The organism is Ensifer sp. 2TAB8 (assembly GCF_052115125.1).
Classification (GTDB): Bacteria; Pseudomonadota; Alphaproteobacteria; order Rhizobiales; family Rhizobiaceae; genus Ensifer.
This window is the reverse complement of the sequence record NZ_JBFRGB010000002.1, coordinates 1-18442: the sequence shown is the minus strand read 5'-3', so window position 1 is coordinate 18442 and position 18442 is coordinate 1. Positions and strand designations below refer to the sequence as shown.

Annotated in this window: 18 protein-coding genes and 1 pseudogene; 9 read left to right on the top strand and 10 right to left on the bottom strand. The window is 64.0% G+C overall.

Annotated features, from left to right (window positions below):
- The first annotated feature begins 62 nt into the window (after positions 1-62).
- A complete protein-coding gene (locus AB4Z53_RS05785) occupies positions 63-668 on the top strand; it encodes a deaminase (protein ID WP_441595243.1) in 606 nt (201 codons plus the stop codon).
- Between the two features lie 148 nt (positions 669-816).
- Positions 817-2721, top strand: a complete 1905-nt coding sequence (locus tag AB4Z53_RS05780) for an adenylate/guanylate cyclase domain-containing protein (RefSeq protein ID WP_441595242.1) — start codon at positions 817-819, stop codon at positions 2719-2721.
- A gap of 34 nt (positions 2722-2755) precedes the next feature.
- Here the strand turns inward: AB4Z53_RS05780 and AB4Z53_RS05775 are convergent, their stop codons facing one another.
- Positions 2756-3346, bottom strand: a complete 591-nt coding sequence (locus AB4Z53_RS05775; protein ID WP_441595241.1) for a TetR/AcrR family transcriptional regulator — start codon at positions 3344-3346, stop codon at positions 2756-2758.
- Between the two features lie 179 nt (positions 3347-3525).
- Here AB4Z53_RS05775 and AB4Z53_RS05770 point away from each other — a divergent pair, with 179 nt between their 5' ends.
- On the top strand, positions 3526-3945 hold the full coding sequence (locus tag AB4Z53_RS05770) for a RidA family protein (protein WP_441595240.1): 420 nt from the start codon (positions 3526-3528) through the stop codon (positions 3943-3945).
- Between the two features lie 275 nt (positions 3946-4220).
- On the opposite strand, the gene AB4Z53_RS05765 is transcribed toward AB4Z53_RS05770, so the two are convergent.
- Together AB4Z53_RS05765 and AB4Z53_RS05760 are read right to left on the bottom strand one after the other, a co-directional pair.
- Positions 4221-5078: a sigma-70 family RNA polymerase sigma factor gene (locus AB4Z53_RS05765; protein WP_291159768.1), complete on the bottom strand. Its 858-nt coding sequence runs from the start codon at positions 5076-5078 to the stop codon at positions 4221-4223.
- A complete protein-coding gene (locus tag AB4Z53_RS05760) occupies positions 5078-5548 on the bottom strand; it encodes a carboxymuconolactone decarboxylase family protein (RefSeq protein ID WP_441595239.1) in 471 nt (156 codons plus the stop codon). The genes AB4Z53_RS05765 and AB4Z53_RS05760 overlap by 1 nt, the downstream gene beginning before the upstream one ends.
- Before the next feature lie 173 nt (positions 5549-5721).
- Between AB4Z53_RS05760 and AB4Z53_RS05755 the strand changes: the two genes are divergently transcribed.
- From AB4Z53_RS05755 to AB4Z53_RS05745, 3 genes are read left to right on the top strand one after another with little or no spacing between them, the layout of a single operon-like run.
- Positions 5722-6702 carry an ABC transporter substrate-binding protein gene (locus tag AB4Z53_RS05755; protein ID WP_113540479.1) on the top strand — a complete coding sequence of 327 codons (981 nt, stop codon included), beginning with the start codon at positions 5722-5724 and terminating at the stop codon, positions 6700-6702.
- 8 nt (positions 6703-6710) lie between these two features.
- A complete protein-coding gene (locus AB4Z53_RS05750; protein ID WP_441595238.1) occupies positions 6711-8483 on the top strand; it encodes an ABC transporter permease in 1773 nt (590 codons plus the stop codon).
- Positions 8471-9511 carry an ABC transporter ATP-binding protein gene (locus AB4Z53_RS05745; protein ID WP_113540481.1) on the top strand — a complete coding sequence of 347 codons (1041 nt, stop codon included), beginning with the start codon at positions 8471-8473 and terminating at the stop codon, positions 9509-9511. The genes AB4Z53_RS05750 and AB4Z53_RS05745 overlap by 13 nt, the downstream gene beginning before the upstream one ends.
- An 8-nt stretch (positions 9512-9519) precedes the next feature.
- Here AB4Z53_RS05745 and AB4Z53_RS05740 read toward each other — a convergent pair whose 3' ends face one another.
- Positions 9520-9816 carry a hypothetical protein gene (locus tag AB4Z53_RS05740; RefSeq protein ID WP_291159780.1) on the bottom strand — a complete coding sequence of 99 codons (297 nt, stop codon included), beginning with the start codon at positions 9814-9816 and terminating at the stop codon, positions 9520-9522.
- 231 nt (positions 9817-10047) lie between these two features.
- Between AB4Z53_RS05740 and AB4Z53_RS05735 the strand changes: the two genes are divergently transcribed.
- The 3 genes from AB4Z53_RS05735 to AB4Z53_RS05725 all read left to right on the top strand — a co-directional run bounded on the left by AB4Z53_RS05735 (position 10048) and on the right by AB4Z53_RS05725 (position 12992).
- Complete coding sequence (locus AB4Z53_RS05735; protein ID WP_113540483.1) at positions 10048-10656, top strand: glutathione S-transferase family protein; 609 nt, start codon at positions 10048-10050, stop codon at positions 10654-10656.
- A 460-nt stretch (positions 10657-11116) separates the two neighbouring features.
- On the top strand, positions 11117-12151 hold the full coding sequence (ftsZ, locus tag AB4Z53_RS05730; RefSeq protein WP_223724718.1) for a cell division protein FtsZ: 1035 nt from the start codon (positions 11117-11119) through the stop codon (positions 12149-12151).
- 193 nt (positions 12152-12344) lie between these two features.
- On the top strand, positions 12345-12992 hold the full coding sequence (locus AB4Z53_RS05725; protein ID WP_441595237.1) for a nucleotidyltransferase domain-containing protein: 648 nt from the start codon (positions 12345-12347) through the stop codon (positions 12990-12992).
- 130 nt (positions 12993-13122) lie between these two features.
- On the opposite strand, the gene AB4Z53_RS05720 is transcribed toward AB4Z53_RS05725, so the two are convergent.
- The 6 genes and pseudogenes from AB4Z53_RS05720 to AB4Z53_RS05695 form a co-directional block, all read right to left on the bottom strand.
- Positions 13123-14790, bottom strand: coding sequence for an ArnT family glycosyltransferase (locus tag AB4Z53_RS05720; protein ID WP_441595236.1), 1668 nt, complete (start codon positions 14788-14790; stop codon positions 13123-13125).
- 452 nt (positions 14791-15242) lie between these two features.
- Entirely contained in the window at positions 15243-15617 is a 375-nt protein-coding gene (locus AB4Z53_RS05715) for a hypothetical protein (protein WP_441595235.1), read from the bottom strand.
- Between the two features lie 351 nt (positions 15618-15968).
- Positions 15969-16100 (bottom strand): hypothetical protein, encoded by a 132-nt coding sequence (locus AB4Z53_RS05710; protein WP_441595234.1) that lies wholly within the window; start codon positions 16098-16100, stop codon positions 15969-15971.
- A gap of 77 nt (positions 16101-16177) precedes the next feature.
- Positions 16178-16771, bottom strand: coding sequence for a hypothetical protein (locus tag AB4Z53_RS05705; RefSeq protein WP_441595233.1), 594 nt, complete (start codon positions 16769-16771; stop codon positions 16178-16180).
- Between the two features lie 258 nt (positions 16772-17029).
- Positions 17030-18208: an MFS transporter gene (locus AB4Z53_RS05700; RefSeq protein WP_441595232.1), complete on the bottom strand. Its 1179-nt coding sequence runs from the start codon at positions 18206-18208 to the stop codon at positions 17030-17032.
- 99 nt (positions 18209-18307) lie between these two features.
- A pseudogene (locus AB4Z53_RS05695) lies at positions 18308-18442 on the bottom strand (IS5/IS1182 family transposase); the annotation flags it as partial.

Sequence of the window (18442 nt, the reverse complement as noted above, 5' to 3'; positions counted from 1 at the left end):
GCAGGAACCGCTTCCTGTTTTTCCTGGCGTTGATTGAAAGACCCAACAAAAGGACATTGGGAATGACAACGGAGACCGACACCTACCAACTGCTGGATGCGCTGCTTGGCACCATGGAGCACGGCATCATTCCGGCGACGGAAAAAGGCGTTGCAGCCGGAAACAAGATCTTCGGTGCCGCGCTGATGCGCAAATCCGATCTTTCGACGGTGCTCGTCGAAACCAACAACGAGACGGAAAATCCGCTCTGGCATGGCGAAGTGCACACGCTGAAGCGCTTCTACGAGATCGAAGGAACCGAGCGGCCGGACAGCCGCGATCTCATTTTCCTTTCGACGCATGAACCCTGCTCGATGTGCCTTTCGGCGATAACCTGGGCAGGATTCGACAATTTCTTCTATTTCTTCAGCCACGAGGATTCGCGTGACTCGTTCTCCATCCCCCATGATCTCAAGATCCTGAAGGAGGTCTTCACGCTGGAGCCGGGCGGCTACAACCGGACGAACGCGTTCTGGAAAGGCCAGTCGATCCATAAGCTGATCGACAGTTTGCCCGAGCCGAAGCGCAACGAGTTGAAGTCCCGCGCCGATGCCATCCGCGCCAAGTACGACGATCTTTCCGCCGTCTACCAGGCGAGCAAGGACGACAACGCGATCCCGCTGAACTGAGGCTCGAAAAAGCCTTTGCCTGCACCGGGCCATTTCATTGTCTCATCGATTCAATGAAATGGCCTATTTGTTTGAAAGATTGCGCATTCCTGCCAATGCGGCCAGGTGCTAGGCTCGCCTCCGTACGGTCGCGTTTCGGGGTAATTGCGTGAACTGGTCCAAGCCTCTCAGAGTGCATCTCAGCGTGCTCGTCGTCGCGCTCCTGCTTCTAACGGCGACGCCGATCATCTGGATGGCGTTCAGCCAGGGACGGCAGGCGGCGATCCTTGCCGGCGAGAAGCATATGCGGGAGATGAGCCTGCGGCTGATCGAGGGATACCGAAACGCGCTGGAGGGCGGCCATGAGGCGGTCGCGCTTGCCTCCACCGTGCCGCAGCTGGCCGTCGCGCCGCCGGGGGACCTGGAGCCGAAGGAACAGTTCTTCCTGGAGGTGCTCAGAAGCGTTTCCAACGCGACGAGCGTCTATGCCGGCTATCCTGACGGTTCTTACCTGCAGGTCATCAATACGGAACGGGACTATGTTCGCCAGAGCCTCGCGGCACCGGTGGGCACGGCCTTTGCCGTACGGCTGCTCGCGCATGGGCAGGACACGGGAACCGTTTCGACCCTTCGGTTCCTCGACGGCCAAGCCAGGCAGATCGGGGAGCGCCCGTTCGAGCGGACGAATTTCGACCCGCGGCAGAGCCCCTGGTATCAGGCCGCCACCAAAAGCGGCGGCGCGGTGTCCGTCGGGCCCTATGTCACCGGAACGCTCAAGGTGCCGACCCTGGCGCTGGCGGCGCCGCTGAAGGGCCGAAACGGCATCGTGGTCGGCACGAACATTCACCTGCAGACCGTCAGCCGCCTGCTCGATGCGCGGGAGATATCGCCGCGAGCGCGATCCTATGTCATCGGCAGCGACAACAACCTCGTCGCCCATTCTGATCCCGCGGTCATGAGCACGATCCTTGGCGCATGGTCGGGCGGCCACGGGGCCGACATGCACAGCCTGGACCCGAGCCTCGACGTCGTCGCGCGGCTGCGCAAGGACCCGGCCTATGCGGGCGGCGGCCTTGCCGAAGCCGATTTCGCCGGCGAACGCTATCTGGTCCAGATGGCGCCGGTCAGCGTTTCCGGCCTGTTCAAGGGCAGCTCGGTCGCAATCGTCGTGCCGCTGCAGGATCTCGTGGCGCAGGCAAACCGGCTGCTGTTGCGCAATCTCCTGATTGCCGGGGGCCTGCTGGTGGCGGGCGTCGTCGGCTCGCTCATGCTGTCACGCGTGGTCAGCCGCAAGCTCTATCATCTTGCCGACGAGGCGCGGCGGATCGGCGACCTGAACTTTGCCGGCAAGGACGTACCGCATTCCTGGATCACCGAGATCAACACGCTCGGGGGCGCACTTTCCGCCAGCCGTCGCGCCATCGTCCAGTTTGCCCTCTATGTTCCGCGAGAGGTGGTGCGGCGGATCATCGATCCCGAGGGCGGCGCGACCGTCAGAGGCAGGCGGCAAAACGTGACCGCGCTCTTCACCGACGTGCGCGACTTCACGACCATCTCCGAGCAGCATTCTCCCGAGGAGGTCGTCGATATCCTCTCGGCCTATTTCGAGATGCTGAACACGGTGGCGGAGCAATACCACGGGACGGTGATCCAGTATCTCGGCGACAGCATTTTCGTCATCTGGAACGCGCCGGTAGAGGATCCGCAGCACATCGAGCATGGTTGTCACTGCGCGCTGGCGATGAAGGCGGCGGTCGATCGCCTGAACGAGACCAACCGCAAGAACGGCCGTCCCGAACTGTTCACGCGGTTTGGCGTGCATACGGGCCCGGCGGTCGTGGGCAGCTTCGGCGCGATCGCGCGCCAGCAATACACGGCGATGGGCGACACGATCAATGTCGCCTCGCGGCTCGAAGGGCTGAACAAGGAGTACAACACCTCGATCCTGGTGAGCGGGGCGGTGCATGCCGCCGTTGCCGATCAATTCGACTTCCGCGCGATGGGCATGGTGCACGTCAAGGGGCGCTCCGGAGGGGTCGATCTCTGGGAGCTGGTTAGCGGGAAGGCCGGCTAGCCTTCGCCGCTGCGCCGCCTCGAACAGGTGCGCCTCAGCGACCCGCCAGCAGGCCGGTTGCCATGGCGCGGAAGGCGTCGATCGCTTTCGGCAGAACCGTCTTCGGCTCATCGCTGGCGGCGACCCAGAGGGCGGCGTTGAGTGCAGCACCGCTGAGCAGCCTGGCTGCCGCTTCGGGATCCACCGGCTTCAGGATGCCCTTGTCCAGCAGTTGCTCCACCGACCGCTTCGTCGCCACCAGGCAGCTGTTCTGGCTCGGCCATTTCGAGGGATCGCCGAGCACGGCCGGGCCATCGAGCAGCACGATGCGCTGGACCTCGGGATCAAGCGCCATCTCGATATAGGCGGCCCCTTCGGCAAGCATCGCCTGCCAGGCGTCTTCGCTGGCGCTGCCGATCTCCTTGGCGCGCGCGGCCATGTCGCCGTCGATCTGGTTGACGACGGCCGCAAGCAGCCCGCGCTTGTCGCCGAAATTATGGTAGAGCGCGCCGCGCGTCAGCCCGACATCGGCCGTCAGTTCATCCATCGAGGCGGCGGCATAACCCTTTTCCGCAAAAGCCTTTCGGCCCGCCGCGATCAGCTTCGCGCGGTTTTCCTCCATCGTTTCCTGGCGGCTTCTGGCCATCATCGTCCTCAATTTCAGATACGGTGCGTATATGGATTTGACATACGCGTCGTATTTGGTTAGTTCATATACGTGGCGTATATCAAATGAAGCGGCTTTTGTGAAGTTCTGCCTGATCGGGCAGCGCGCGCCCGTTTCTGCGCCCTGGATTTAGCTCGAATTTCAGAAAGGCCAGAGAAATGACACGTGATGCAATCTTTCCCGCCAACCGCCACGCACTCTACGAGGCGCACCGCTATTCCGCCGCCATCCGCTCCGGCGATCTGCTGTTTGTTTCCGGCCAGGTGGGCAGCCGCGACGACGGCACGCCGGAGCCGGATTTCGCCCGCCAGGTCGAACGCGCCTTCGACAATCTCGAAGCGACGCTGAAAGCCGCCGGCGCCACCTTTGACGATATTGTCGACGTGACAAGCTTCCATACCGATCCGGAGAACCAGTTCGAAACGATCCTGGCGGTCAAGGACCGCGTCTTTTCCGAAAAGCCCTATCCGAACTGGACCGCCATCGGCGTCAACTGGCTCGCCGGCTTCGATTTCGAGATCAAGGTGATCGCGCGGATTCCGGAGAAGAGTGGCGCCGAGCAAGAGCGGGCGGCTTAGTTCGCGCAGGACTGTTGGCAGGCTGCGGAGCCGAAGATGCCTTATCGCGAGCGGGTGTCCCAATCTCCCTCATCCTCGCCCGTGTGGCCGGGATCCAGCGACCCGACGTCCGTCGGGTCAAAGGGCTCCTTTCAGCCCAAGGACTCGGGCTGGTTCCGCAGTTCAAGCTGAACTGCTCGAGATTCCTGTGACGAGCACAGGAATGACGGAGACCTTGGCGGGTGCACCAGGTTCTCTCGAAAACCCGCAAACGGTGTTTGCCTGTCTATCGCCGGCTAATGCAGATGCGTGAGCTTGTCCGGGTTGCGCACCACATAGATTGCCACCACCTTGCCGTCCGCGATCTCCAGCGCGGTCGATTGCAGCTCGCCGTCGGCCTCTCGGGTCACAAAGCCCGGCAGGCCGTTGATGAAGCCGGCGCGTACCAGGGTCGAGCCGTTTTTGGCAAAGAGGACGGCCAGCTGCGCGTGCACCTTCATCACAGCATCGAAGCCGAGGATCGGCTGTAGAGCGGCCGGGCGTTTGCCGCCACCGTCGGAATGGACGCTGACGTCGGCTGCAAGCATGGCGCCGAGCGTCTTCATGTCGCCGCCGCGCGAGGCGGCGTAGAAGGCGTTGGCAAGTTCGAGGCCGCGCTGCTGCTCGATCTGGAAGCGGGGGCGTTCCTCGCGCACATGGGTGCGGGCACGGGCCGCCAGCTGGCGGCAGGCGGCGGCATCGCGCTCGATCGTCACGGCCACCTCGTCGAAGCTCTGGCCGAAGACGTCGTGCAGCAGGAAGGCGGCGCGTTCCAGTGGCGAGAGCCGTTCGAGTGCCAGCATCAGGGGCAGGGTGACGTCGTCCTCCGGCTCCGCCTCGACGACGGGATCAGGCAGCCAGGGGCCGACATAGGTCTCGCGCTTCAGCCGCGCGGATTTCAGCTGGTCGAGGCAGAGCCGTGTGACGGTGCGGCGCAGAAACGCTTCGGGCTCGCGAACGGACGTGCGGTCGGCCCCCATCCAGCGGATGAAGGCCTCCTGCACCATGTCCTCCGCATCGGCGACGGAGCCGAGCATGCGGTAGGCGACACGGATCAGCTTGGGACGCAGCGGGTCGAAAGCCGCCGCTGCGTCCTGGTTGCCGGTGGTCGCCATCAGGCAGCGGCCTCAGCGACGGCCTTGGCGGCAGCCGGCTCGATCCACAGGCCGAAGCCGACGGCGAGACGGTTCCAGCCGTTGATGACGTTGATCATCAGTGTGAGCTTCACCTGTTCCTCCTCGGTGAACTGCTGCTTCAGCACCTGATAGGCCGCTTCGTGAGTGTGGCCTTCAGACAGACGCGTCAGCGCTTCGGTCCAGCCAAGTGCGGCGCGCTCGCGATCGGAATAGCACGGCGCCTCGCGCCAGGCGGAAAGCAGGTAGATGCGCTGTTCCGTTTCGCCCTTGGCGCGGGCTTCCTGCGTGTGCATGTTGATGCAGTTGGCGCAGCCGTTGATCTGCGAGGCGCGGATCTTCACGAGTTCGATGATGGTCGCGTCCAGGCTCGCGGCGACGGCCATCGAGACACTGGTCCAGCTCTTCATCAGTTGCGGGGCAGCGGCGAAAAGGTCGATCTTGGCAGTCATGGTTCCGTTTCCTTTCGTTGGTTCCGATACCATGACGAGACAGGAACGGCCGGTGTGACATCGCCGGCGAATTTTTCGCATTTTTTGAATAGGCCGCCGCGGCCGGCCTGTCACACCCCTGTAAAATCACGGCTCTATCCCTCGGCGCCATCTTGCAACCGAGGATATCTCCCATGAAATCGTTCGTTTCCGTCCTTGCCGGCGCGCTGGTAGCAGGCCTGCTTTCGACCGCGGCTTACGCCGAAAACCTGGTGCTCTACACCAGCCAGCCGAACGAGGATGCGCAGGCGACCGTCGATGCCTTCCGGGCGGCCAATCCTGGCATCGAGGTCGAATGGGTGCGCGAGGGCACGACCAAGATCATGGCCAAGCTGATGGCCGAGATCGAGGCGGGCAATCCGGTCGCCGACGTGCTGCTCATCGCCGACACCGTGACGATGCAGCGGCTGAAGGAAGCGGGCCATCTTGCCGACTACAAGTCGCCGGAAGCGGCAAACTACGACGCTTCGCTCTATGATGCCGGCGGCGCCTATTACTCCACCAAGATGATCACGACCGGCATCGTCTACAACTCATCTGCCGCGATGAAGCCCGCGGGCTGGCAGGACCTGGCGAAGTCTGAGGCCAAAGGCCTTGTTACCATGCCGAGCCCGCTGACCTCGGGTGCTGCCCTCATCCACGCGCAGACGCTGACCGGCATCGACGGCCTCGGCTGGGATTATTACAAGGCGCTTGCTGCAAACGGTGCTACGGCTGCCGGCGGCAATGGCGGCGTCCTGAAGGCGGTTGCGACCGGCGAGAAGGCCTATGGCATGCTCGTCGATTTCATGGCGATCCGCGAGAAGGCCAAGGGCGCCCCGGTGGAATTCGTCTTCCCGGCCGAGGGCGTTTCGGCCGTGACCGAGCCGGTCGGCATCCTGAAGACCGCCAAGAACGTCGAGGCTGCAAAGAAGTTCGTCGACTTCCTCTTGTCCGAGGATGGCCAGAAGACGGCGGTGAAGATGGGCTATATCCCGGCCCGCAACGGCGTGGCGCTGCCTGAGGGCTATCCGGCGCGCGAGACGATCAAGGTTCTGCCGGTCAATGCGGCCGAGGCCGTGAAGAATTCCGATGCGGATCTCAAAACCTTCTCCGGCATCTTCGGCACGAACTGATTGCCGGAATGCTGGAACGTAGTGATGCGCGCAGCCGGTCCCGCTGGCTGCGCTTTCCCTTTCAGGGCCGGACGATCGGCGTGTCCAAGGTGCGGGCAGGGGCGAGCCCTGCTGCGGAGCCGCGCTGGCTGGTGCCCTTCGTTTTCGCCTGCCTGCTTCTCCTCTGCCTGCTACCGCTCTTCAGCCTGGCGAAGGCCGGCTTCGCAGGCCTCGTCTCTGGCCGGTCGATCGGCGTGCTGACGGAGCCCGCGACCTTTGCAGCGATCCGCAACACGCTGATAACGGCGACCGGCGGCACGGTCGTCTCCGTCGTCATCGGCGCGCTCTTTGCCTTCGCCGTGGCGCTGACGGATGTGCGCGGCAAGCTTACGCTCAGCTTCGCCTTCATGCTGCCGATGATGATCCCGCCGCAGGTGACGGCGCTTGCCTGGGTGGAGATGACGGGGCCGGCGAGCCCGCTGTTAAAGACGCTCGGGATCGCGCCGCCGCTCGGCAGCCCGCAGCCGCTCTATTCGCTGGCTGGCATCTCGCTGCTTCTCGGCGTCCAGCATGCGCCACTCGTCTTTCTGGCGCTGAAAGCCGGGCTTTCCGCCGCGCCGCGCGACGGGGTGGAGGCGGCACGGCTTGCCGGGGCCACGCCATTTCGCGTCTTTCGCGACATCGTCGCGCCGCTGTCGCTGCCGGGGCTGATTGCAGGTGCGGCGATCGCCTTCGTTTCCGGAGTCGGCAATTTCGGCATTCCGGCGATCCTCGGCATTCCCGCGGGAATCGCGGTGCTGCCGACGCTCATCTATACGCGCCTTGCAAGCTTCGGCGCCGGCACCTTCGGTGAGATCGCGCTTCTCTCCAGTCTGATCGCCATGATCGCAGCCGCCGGGCTGATCCTGCAGCAGCGGGCACTGTCAGGCCGGGATTACCGCATCATCGGGATTTCCGGCGCTAATGCCGCCTTTTCGCTCAGGCATTTCCGCGTGGTCGTCGAACTGGCCCTCGTGGCAATCCTGTTTCTCGTGCTGGTGGCGCCGCTGTCAGCCCTTGTCGCAAGCTCGCTGGTGCCGGCCTATGGCGTGCCGCTCAACCTTCAGACCGTGTCGCTCAGCGCTTACGAAGAAATCCTCTTTCGCCAGGCGATGACGCTGAAGGCGCTTGGCAATTCGATGTTCCTTGCGACCGGCGCAGCACTCGGCCTGCTCGCGGTCTCCGTGCCGGCTGCCTATCTCATGACCCGGCGCAAGGGGTGGCTGGCGGATACGCTCGGCATCCTCATCGAAATTCCCTATGCGCTGCCGGGCATCGTGCTGGCGGTCGCCTTCATCCTCACCTTTGCAGCACCGCTGCCTCTGCTCAACGTTTCGCTCTACGGCACGATCTGGATCATCCTCATCGCCTATTTCTCCTCGTTCCTCGCCGTCAGCCTCAAGCCTGTCATGAGCGCCTTCCTGCAGATGGATCCGTCGCTGGAGGAGGCCGCGCGTCTCTCGGGCGCAGGGTTCTTCCGGCGCATGCGCGACGTGATCCTGCCGCTGGTGGCACCGGCTGCCGGGGTTGCGATCATCCTCGTCTTTCTGATTGCCGCCAACGAGCTGACGGTTTCGGCGCTGCTCTGGTCTGCCGGCACCCAGACGCTCGGCGTTGCCATCTTCAACCTCGACGACAGCGGCTCGTCAGACCTTGCGGCCGCGCTCTCGGTGCTTGTCGTGGTGATGGTCGTCGCCCTGATGGCCGCACTCGAGGCGCTCGCAAACTATCTTCCCGAGGGGGTGCTGCCGTGGCGCAACTGATCCTCAACCACCTCACCAAGCATTTCGGCGGCGGCCGGCCGGCGGTGTCGGATGTGTCGCTGACGGTGCGGGAAGGTGGCTTCCTGGCGCTGCTCGGGCCGTCCGGCTGCGGCAAGACGACGGTGCTCAGGATGATCGCCGGCTTCGAGCAGCCGAGCGATGGCTCGATCGATTTCGGTGAAAGGCGGCTTTCGGATGCCGCACGGGCGCTGCCGCCGGAACGGCGCAACATGGCGATGGTGTTCCAGTCCTATGCGCTCTGGCCGCATATGACGGTGGCCGAAAATGTCGGCTATCCGCTGAAGGTGCGGGGCATTTCGGGCACGGCGTGGCAAAGAAGCGTCGGTGACGCGCTGGCGCTGGTGAAGCTTACGGACTACGCCGATCGCCGGCCGGCAGCGCTTTCCGGCGGCCAGCGCCAGCGCGTGGCGCTCGCCCGCTGCCTGGTGACCTCGCCCGATGTGGTGCTGCTCGACGAGCCGCTCGCCAATCTCGACCAGCATCTGCGCAAATCGATGGAGGAGACCTTCCGCATCTTCCATGAACGCTCGGGCGCGACGATGATCTATGTGACACATGACCAGGCCGAGGCGATGGCGCTTGCGACCGATGTCGCCGTGATGTCCGAGGGGCGGCTGATGCAGATGGCGCCACCCGCCGAGATCTACGCCAGACCCGAAGGCGCCGTCGTTGGCGGCCTCATCGGCCGCGGCTCGGTCCTCAAGCTGGCGGTGCCGGATGGCACGCCGCGGGCGCTGGAATGGCCGACGCTGCGGTCAGCACTTGCCGGTAGCGGCGAGGCGGGCACGGGGAACGCAGCCGTTCGTGACGTCCTCGTTCGGCCGGAGCATGTACGCCACGACGGCGAGGGCATGGCGTTTCGCGTCATCTCCTGCGTGTTCGAAGGCGAACGCTTCGCCCTGACACTGGCGCTGCCCGATGGCCAGGCGCTGAAGGCCTTTGGCGACAGGGCGATCATGCCGGGGGAAACGGCGCGCTTCGTGGTGCGCCAGGGGTGGCGGCTCTAGCGGCGGCCTCAATCGCAATCGGGCTTGTCGAGCTGGACTTCGAATTGGCGCGGGCCAACCACCCCGGGTTTCGACGGCAGGCCGACGATCCGCGCGATGACGGTGCATTTGCCGGCGACGACCGCATAGCGGTCGCGACCCTGGCTGATGATCTTGTCGATCGGATATTTGGGAACGGCGACGGCGACCGCGTTGATGACGGCGTTGAGTTCGCGGGCGCGCTGATAGTTCGGCGCAACGGCTGCCGCCGCCTGGCTGGCGGCAAGGAGGAGGGCGAGGCAAAGGACGGCAGACCGGGTGAACATGGCAGGGCTCCTGTTTCAAAGGAGGCAAGCATGATGGCCGACGATATTCAAGCGGCGGCTCCGCTTCCGATTTATCCCAGGCAATGGGACACTGGCGGACAATTCAAGAATTTCGGTGGAGATGAAATAAACCGTTGAGTTAAATGAAACCGGTTGCTATAAGCAACCGGTATTCCGCGCTATGCGGTTGAGGAGGAACGAGGCGAGCCGCCTCATCGACAGGAGGATAAGATGAAGCTTTATCAGGGCATGGGCCCGAATTCGTATCGCGTTCGCATCTTCATGGCGGAGAAGGGGATTTCGCTGCCGATGGTGGACGTCGATTTCGGCAAGGGCGAGCACAAGGCGCCGGAGTTCCTGGCAGTCAATTCGCTCGGCCAGATCCCGGTGCTCGAGCTCGACGATGGCACGATCATCACCGAAAGCGTCGCGATCTGCCGCTATCTCGAGGAGACCAACCCTGAGCACCCGCTCTTCGGTCACGATGCCGTCAGCCGCGCCAAGGTGGAGATGTGGAACCGGCGCGCCGAACTCGTCATCCTCGGCACCGTCGGCAACGTGGCGCTGCATTCGGATGCCTTCTTCGCCGAGCGGCTGACGCAGTTTCCGGCCTTTGCCGAGACCGAGCGGGTGGCGGTGCCGAAGAAATGGGGCTGGCTCGACGACGAGCTTTCCGACGGGCGGCCGTATCTCGCCGGCGAGGAATTTTCGATCGCCGACATCACCGCCGGCGTTACCGCCTGGCTCTGCGACGTCTTCGGCATGGAAATCCCGGCATCGGCGAAAAACGTCCAGCGCTGGCTGGAGCGGGTGCGCTCGCGGCCGAGTTTTGAGGCTTAGCGCATCTTTTGAGGGAAGGGCGCCTCTCGCGTTGCCTCTAGACGTCGAGATCGGCGCTCACCCGGCCTGCCGGCCACCTTCTCCCGGTCGTCACGGGGAGAAGGAGACTCGCGGCAACTGCTCGCTGTGCATCAGGCATTCCCAAGCGCTGCGTGGTTCTACGGCAGTTCCACTCGGCGAGGTGGCCAACGTCGGCGTCCCCTCTCCCCACCTGCGGGGAGAGGGTTAGGGTGGGGGCGAAGTCACCTAAAGTGTTGATTGCATGGCCAAACACATTCCCGACCAGAGCGCTGCTAAAGCCGGCTCTCCCGCCTTTGCGGCCCCGCGAAAATACTTATGTGGATAGGCTGTCGGTGCTTTTTTCTTGCCTTCTCCATGGCTTTTTTCAATTCCTAAAATAACAGCTGCCCGATTCGCCGCTGCCGGTGCCGCGCGAGGCGCCGGCTCTAGGAGACAAGCCATGAACGATTTCAAGAAGCCCACGATCACCGAAATGCGCCCGAAGATCACTGTCATCGGGGTCGGCGGCGGTGGCGGCAACGCCATCAACAACATGATCAACGAAGGGCTTCAGGGCGTCGAATTCGTGGTGGCAAACACAGACGCGCAGGCGCTTGCGATGTCGAAGTCGTCGCGCATCATCCAGCTCGGCGCGGCCGTGACCGAAGGTCTCGGCGCCGGCTCGCTGCCGGATGTCGGCCGGGCGGCGGCGGAAGAATCGATCGACGAAATCATGGACCACCTTGGCGGCACGCACATGTGCTTCGTCACCGCCGGCATGGGCGGCGGCACGGGCACGGGCGCAGCACCCGTGATTGCGGCAGCGGCGCGCAAGGCCGGCATCCTGACGGTCGGCGTCGTCACCAAGCCGTTCAGCTTCGAGGGCAAACGCCGCATGGAAACCGCGGAGCTCGGAATAGAGCGCCTGCGTGAGGCGGCCGATACCGTGATCGTCATCCCCAACCAGAACCTGTTCCGCATCGCCGATGCCAAGACCACCTTTGCCGATGCCTTCGTGATCGCCGACCGGGTGCTCTATTCCGGCGTCGGCTGCATCACCGACCTGATCGTCAAGGAAGGCCTGATCAACCTCGACTTCGCCGACGTGAAGTCGGTCATGAAGGGCATGGGCCGGGCGATGATGGGCACCGGCGAGGCGACCGGCGAGGGCCGCGCGCTGAAGGCGGCTGAAGCGGCAATCGCCAACCCGCTGCTCGACGAAGTATCGATGCGCGGCGCCAAGGGTGTCTTGATCTCCATCTCCGGCGGCATGGACATGACGCTGTTCGAGGTGGACGAGGCCGCGACCCGCATCCGCGAAGAAGTCTATGACGAAGCCGACATCGTCGTCGGTTCGATCTTTGACCGCACGCTCGACGGCACCTTCCGCGTCTCCGTCGTCGCGACCGGCCTCGATTCCGGCCGATCGGCCAACAATGCCGCGGGCGCTGCCGCCGGCCAGCCGGCACCGGCACCGGTCCGCACGCTGCAATAGCTTCACGCGTCCATCGCTTCCTTCAAGGATCCTCCCGATGTGAACGCCATATCGGGAGGATCCTTGCGTTTGGGGGCTCGAATGTGCAGCAGGACTGACGACCGCGTGGCGGAGGCGCTGGCTGCGGCCGAAGCGGTGCTCGCCGAGCGGTTCCCGAGGGCAAGCTTTGCCATTGTTGCGGGTTCGATCCTGCGTGGCGAACACGGCCTCCTCCGATATCGACCTGGTGGTCCTGCACGAGACCCTGCCCGCCGCCTGGCGTGAGAGTTTTCATTCCCATGGGTTCCCGGTGGAAGCCTTCGTGCACGATGCCGAGACGCTCAACTGGTTCGCCGATCAGGATGTCGCAGGTGGCCGGCCGGTGCTTCTGGATATGCTGGCGGGCGGTGTCGCGGTCGGCCGCGAGCTGGCACGCGCTGAAGCACTTCAGGCCGCTGCGCGACGGCGTCTCGGGATGGGGCCGCCACCGCTGACACCGGAGCAGCGCGACGCGCTTCGCTATCAGATCACCGACCTTATCGACGACCTTCGCGATCCACGCCCGGCGGCCGAGAGACGCACCATCGCCGCCGAGCTGATGACGCCGCTTGCTGACCTGATGCTTCGTGGGCGCGGGCACTGGTCCGGTCGCGGCAAGTGGCTGCCGCGGCTGGTTTCTCGCCTGGACGAGGGCCTTGCCGAGCGCTTCGATGCCGCCTTCCGGCAGGCGGGCGAAGGGCAGGTGGCGGAATTGATCCGGCTTGCCGAAGAGGAACTGCAGCCCCATGGCGGGCCGTTGTTCGACGGTGACCGGCGGGTGGCGCCACCGAGCGCCCGGCGCGCCGGAGACCTGTTCGGGTGAGGCGACCGGCATCGGCCCCGACGATGTTGCCCGTCCTGTTTGGCGGCCAATGTCGCAACCGTGTCCTTGCCCTCAAACCGGGGCCGATACAGGCCTGACATGCAGGCTGCAGGCTGCAGGCGGCAGGCGCTCAAGGGGTGGCGTCGGGCAGGACCGGCTGGCCGTCAGGAGCTGATGCGAGCATGCGCGCTGAGCGCGTACGACCAGCCTTGCCGCGGTTTCCCGGCGGCGTCAGCCGATAGATCAGCATCGTGTCGTCGTCGACGACGCGCTCGGCTGTTTTGTCGAGATGGGCAATCAGGCCCTTGTTGTATTCGAGGAAGCGGCGTCGTTGCATGTCGCGGGCGTTCTTGGTGATGCCGAACCAGCTGGCGTTTCTGGCGCGCAGTTCTTCCAGCGCCTCGATCGCGTCGTCGTCTTCCAGCAGCATCGACCATTCGGTTTCGCCGCCGCCGGGCGGGAAGACCCAGCCGCGGCGGCGGCTGTAATAGATCGCCACGGGATCGCCGATCGTCGGCGTTGCGGTGATGACGAGATCGCCCGGCTGGCTGAGTTCGCTGAGCCTGGTGCCGAGCTTTTCGCCGTGATCGGCATAGGGCGTCTTCATCAGCGACAGGCCGGGGATGCTGCCGCCGATGACAACGACGGCGGCGATGGCCGCAAGCCGCAGCGCGCGGGTGTGCAACCCCTGTTCGCGGCCGATGCCGACGAGCAGGATGAGGCCGCGCCCGGCAAGAGCCGCCATCGGCACATTGAAGATATGGAAGTTCCAGGGGTTGGTCTTGATCTCGCGCGCGGCGAAGACATAGACGAGTGCGGCCCCCAGAAACCAGAGGTGGAAGAACCAGCGCGCGCTGGAGGCGGATGCATCGTCCGGCGCCCCTTCGTTTGCCGCCGGCGGCGCGGTCAGGAGAGCGATGCCCGTGAGGATCACTACCGGCAGGGTGAAGAGCCAGCTGCTGGCGATCTTCCAGGTGGCGGGAATGTAGAACGCCTCTTCGAAGAACCTGGCAAAGCCATCGCTCCAGAGATAGCCGCTGCCGGCCACATGATAGGGTGGGTAATTGGTGCCGAGATAGTGCGCCCAGCGATAGTAGCCGAGGATCAGCGCGCCGGCGACGAGCGCCACAGGGGGGATCACGAGCAGGCGGCCGAGGCTGAGCCTGTCGCGCTGGTGCAGGATGACAAAGGTCGCGTAGGCCATCGGCACGACCACGGCGATGCCCGGGAGCTTGGCGAGTACGCCGATCGTGGTCAGCAGGCCGGCGGCGATGAGCACGGGCAGGCGATCGTTCTCAAGATAGGCGACATAAGCCCAGGCGCCCGTCGTCACCAGCGCCAGCATGGCCGGATCCGGCAGGAACGAGCGGTCGATCATGACAGCGCCCGGCATGATCGCCAAAAGGAAGGCGCCGGCATGGGCGTGGGCCTCATCCCAGAGCCGCGCAATCAGCCGATGCAGCGCGAAGACGCCCCATACGCCGAAGGCGATGGCGACGAGCCGGCCCCAGGTGTCGTCCCAGCCGAAGACGGCATAGAGAAGAGCGGTGATATAGGAGATGACCTGCAGCTCGCGGCCCTGATAGGAGGGGTCCGGTCCGGTCCAGCTCACCTCCGGAAAGAAGATGTTCCAGCTGCGCAGGAAGAAATTGTCGGCCATCATCGCCGTGCTGGCCTCCCGCCAGCTGAAGGCATCGACCAGCGGCTGCTGAACGTCATGCAGGCGGAAGAGGGCGGCGAGCACCAGGATCGCGGTAAGCACCGCGCCATTCATGTGCTTGTGATCGAACCCCGACATATGCCTCCCCAGGCGCGCCGAACGACCCTGACGACGCCCGCGAACGGGACGGCCTCCCCATCGAGGGGGGGCGCCGTGCGCTGGCCTCTGCGGCCGCCAGTCTAGGTTACTATAATTAAGTAATCGCTGATTGTCTTGGTGTGAAAAGTCGGAAAGCGGCCCTGTTTGCCGGCCGAGATGCATCGTCAAGACTAATCCCTGGCGTGTGCTGTAGCCCAAAGGGACAGCTTGTCCAGAAATGCGCCCGGTCCTATAACATTAATACAAGCAAACTGTTGAGCACGACGCTCGCAGTCGCGCGTTGCTTTCGACTTTGACCACGGATGTACTGGCACGGTTTTGAGAGCGCAAGAAAAGGAAGGCCGGAGTCGCGCGCTCCGGCCTTTTTGTCGGCGCTGGGGCTCGATGGCCGATGTGGTGCGCCAGCAGGGCTACCTGCGAAGGTCCTGTCATCAAGGGAAGCGCGGTTCCCGCCGTTCGGCTTCCTCGAGCACGGAGAGCGGAAGGGAGGGGCGGTTGATTTCCGCAAGTGTCAGCCTGCCATCGATGGCGACCGCGAAATAGCGCCGGTAGAGGTCCAGCGCCATCTCGGCCCGGCTGGAATAGGACGTTCCCTCGAGGTCCTTATCCTTGAACTCGGTCTCCGCTTCCTGTGCGCACGTCGTCACGAACTCCTGCGCGGCACCCGGATGTTTGCGCAGTGCCGCAATCCCCCGTTCGTACCTGGCATAGCCGATGAGCGGATCGGGCCGGGGCGCGAACAGTACGATCGCGGTTGCGCACAGAAGCGCGACGCATATGCCGGCGGCGACGAAGCGGAGGTTCATGGTGACTGTCGTATAAATTGTCTCGTTTGAACTTCTATCGCAACTTTACCGTTTGGCAAGGTGCCTGAAGACTTCCCGACAATTCGGGCGAGGCGGCGCGAACTTGGTATGGCCGACGGACGAGTCTCGTTTGGTTCCCTTTCACGAATTGTTCCTCACCCAATTGGGGGAAGCGCGTGTGATGAAACCGCTTTCGTGCTCGGAGCGTTCTCTCATCGTTCGTCGCGTATTAGCCCTTGCGCAATTGGGCGCGACCAATTTGCGGTGTGGCGGGACGATGGCTCGGCCAGCAGATCGGGCAGGCGGGGCCGCCAGAGGTCGGTCGTCCGCGGCGCGGCCGAGCGGCGTGGTTTAGAGGCTCAGCAGCCAGAAGAACGTGCCGAACACCAGGATGAAGGCAACGACGGCGCCGATGAACCGCAGCATGCCGGTGTTGGTGTCGCCTGTGCCGACAAGACAGTACCAGAGATTGTCATTCCTCATGATGCAGCACTCCGTAATGCGTGTTGCGTTCTTACCAGAACCACCCGGGGATGAAAGCGCAAACCCGCGTTTTGCCCCTATGCCGCCGGACCCTTCGTGAAATTTCGCAGGTCCAGGCCGAACTGGCGGCAGGCTTCATCGAGTATCATCGGCGCATCAGTGTCCGGCGCATTCCGGTCAAGCCCGAAGGGATCCGAGAGCTTGTTCCTCAGTCCCAGCGTTTTGACCAGTTCATAGCGGGCGGCGTCACGATCCTCATCCTGAAGGTCGCAGAAGATCGCGACAAGCCTGGCTTCGATCACGCTGTCACGCCGCCGCTTCAGGTAGTCGTGGCTCAGTTGGATTCCGGCGAGCCTGCTTCCCAGAAAATCGGTGTCACCATCGGAGAAAATGTACTTCACGATCCGGTCTCGATACCACTCAGCGAGGCCGAGATAGCGGCACAGCGCCTTGAAGGCGACGTCGCCGTGGACATCCTTCTCGTCATTGGAGAGGTAGGCCTCGATCAGCGGTGCATCCGTCGGATTGCCGCAATAGCCGACGACATAGAGAGCCGAGCCGATATCGCCGGCTTCTGCCCGGAGGATCTCCCGGGCGAATTCGACCTCTTCATCGGATACCGGGCCGTCCGCAACCCCCTGGGCGCGATTTCGAACGTCGCTGATATCCATTTGATGCCCCGAATGCCCGCGCATCTCGGTTGATCCTTGCTCTGTTGCATCGCTGCGCCGCGCAGCGATCCTTTCTATCCAAGGATCCGTGCTCGTGCGAACTGAAACTCGAATTTGACCTTGGCGGCCAGGATGGCTTCACGGAAGTTGAGATGAGGGTTGGACGTGTTGGACTTCCGATGGTGCCTGGGCGTGCGCGCGGTGCGGTCCGGATGCGTGCCGATGACGGCCGGGTGTGGCCGTCATCGGCGCTCGCGGCTATCCGGTGCGCGCCGCCTTCAGCTTCGGCAATGCGCAGAGGATGGCCACCGAAGCGAGGTGGATCGCGCTGACGACCAGGGCCAAGGCCGGCAGGCCGCTGGTGATAACAGGCGCTGCCGCCATCGTGCCCAACGTCGTCGTCATGAAGACGAAGAAGACGATGAGCGCTGCGCCGCGAGCATCATTGCTGCCGGACGCGACGATGCCGCGGTAGAAGCCGATGGGACCGCGCAAGCCCAGGCCGATGCCCATGGGCAGGAAGAGGACGGGCACGAGCAGCGGGTTGGTTCCGCCTGAGAGGCCATAGGCGAGGAGGGCAAGCGCGCTTGCGGCCGCCATCGCACTGCCGGCCAGTATGACCTCTTCGGTGCCGAAACGTTCGGCGATCTTCGCGGTCAGGTTGGCGGCGACGATAAAGCCCGCGACGCTGACGATCTGCACGATGATGAAGTCAGTGAGCGTGCCGCCCATCGTCTCGACGATGACCATGGGAATGCCGAACACGAACGTCAAAAGCCCGCCGAGCGTCATCGCCTGGCTCAGCGCATAGCGCATGAAGACGGGATCGGTCAGCAGGTGCCGATAGGTGCCTTGCGCGCCGCCCGTTCGTTGCCCGCGGGGAAGACCGACCGAGAGCATCAGCACGAAGACGATGGCCCCGGCGGTACCGAGAAGCTCGAACGAGGATTGCCAGCCGAAATGCGCGAGAAGCGCCACGCCGGCAATTGGCACCAGGGCCGGAACGAGCGACTCGACGCTTCCGAGAAAGCCGACGGCACGCACGGCCGTCTTCTCGCTGAACAATTGCCGGATGACACCCGGCGCAAACACGGGCGCTGCGCTGGCAGCAACGCCTTGCAGGAACCGAAGGCCGATGAGCACGTAGATATCCGGCGCGAAGGCCCCGGCGAACGAGGTGGCGGCAAAGGCCGCAAGGGCTGCGACCATCAGCGTCTTGCGACTGAAGTGATCGGCAAGGCGGCCGAAGAGCAGGAGGCCGAAGGCACTGCCGCCGACATAGGCGGCAAGCACCATCTGCGCTGTCGCCTCGCTGGTGGAAAACACGCCCGGCAGAACCGGCACGGCGGGCAGGATCAGATCCGTGCCGGCAAGGGAAAGCGCGGTGCAGATGATGAGCAGGATGAAGGTAAAGGAAGCGCTGGATGATCGGGTCATAGCCGAACCACCAGGCTGCGGGTGAGCGCATGTCGCATCGTGAACGTCTCGATATCAGTTGGGAGGGTCGGCCTGATCTCCCGCCCCTAGGGTCCGGACTCAATTGCACCAGTATGTGAGCGTGGCAGCGATTAGAGCTGCTGCGAGGAAATTTCTTGCCAGTTTGTCATACCGGGTGGCAATGCGCCGCCAATCCTTGAGCCTGCACCAGAGGCGCTCGACGAGGTTTCGGGG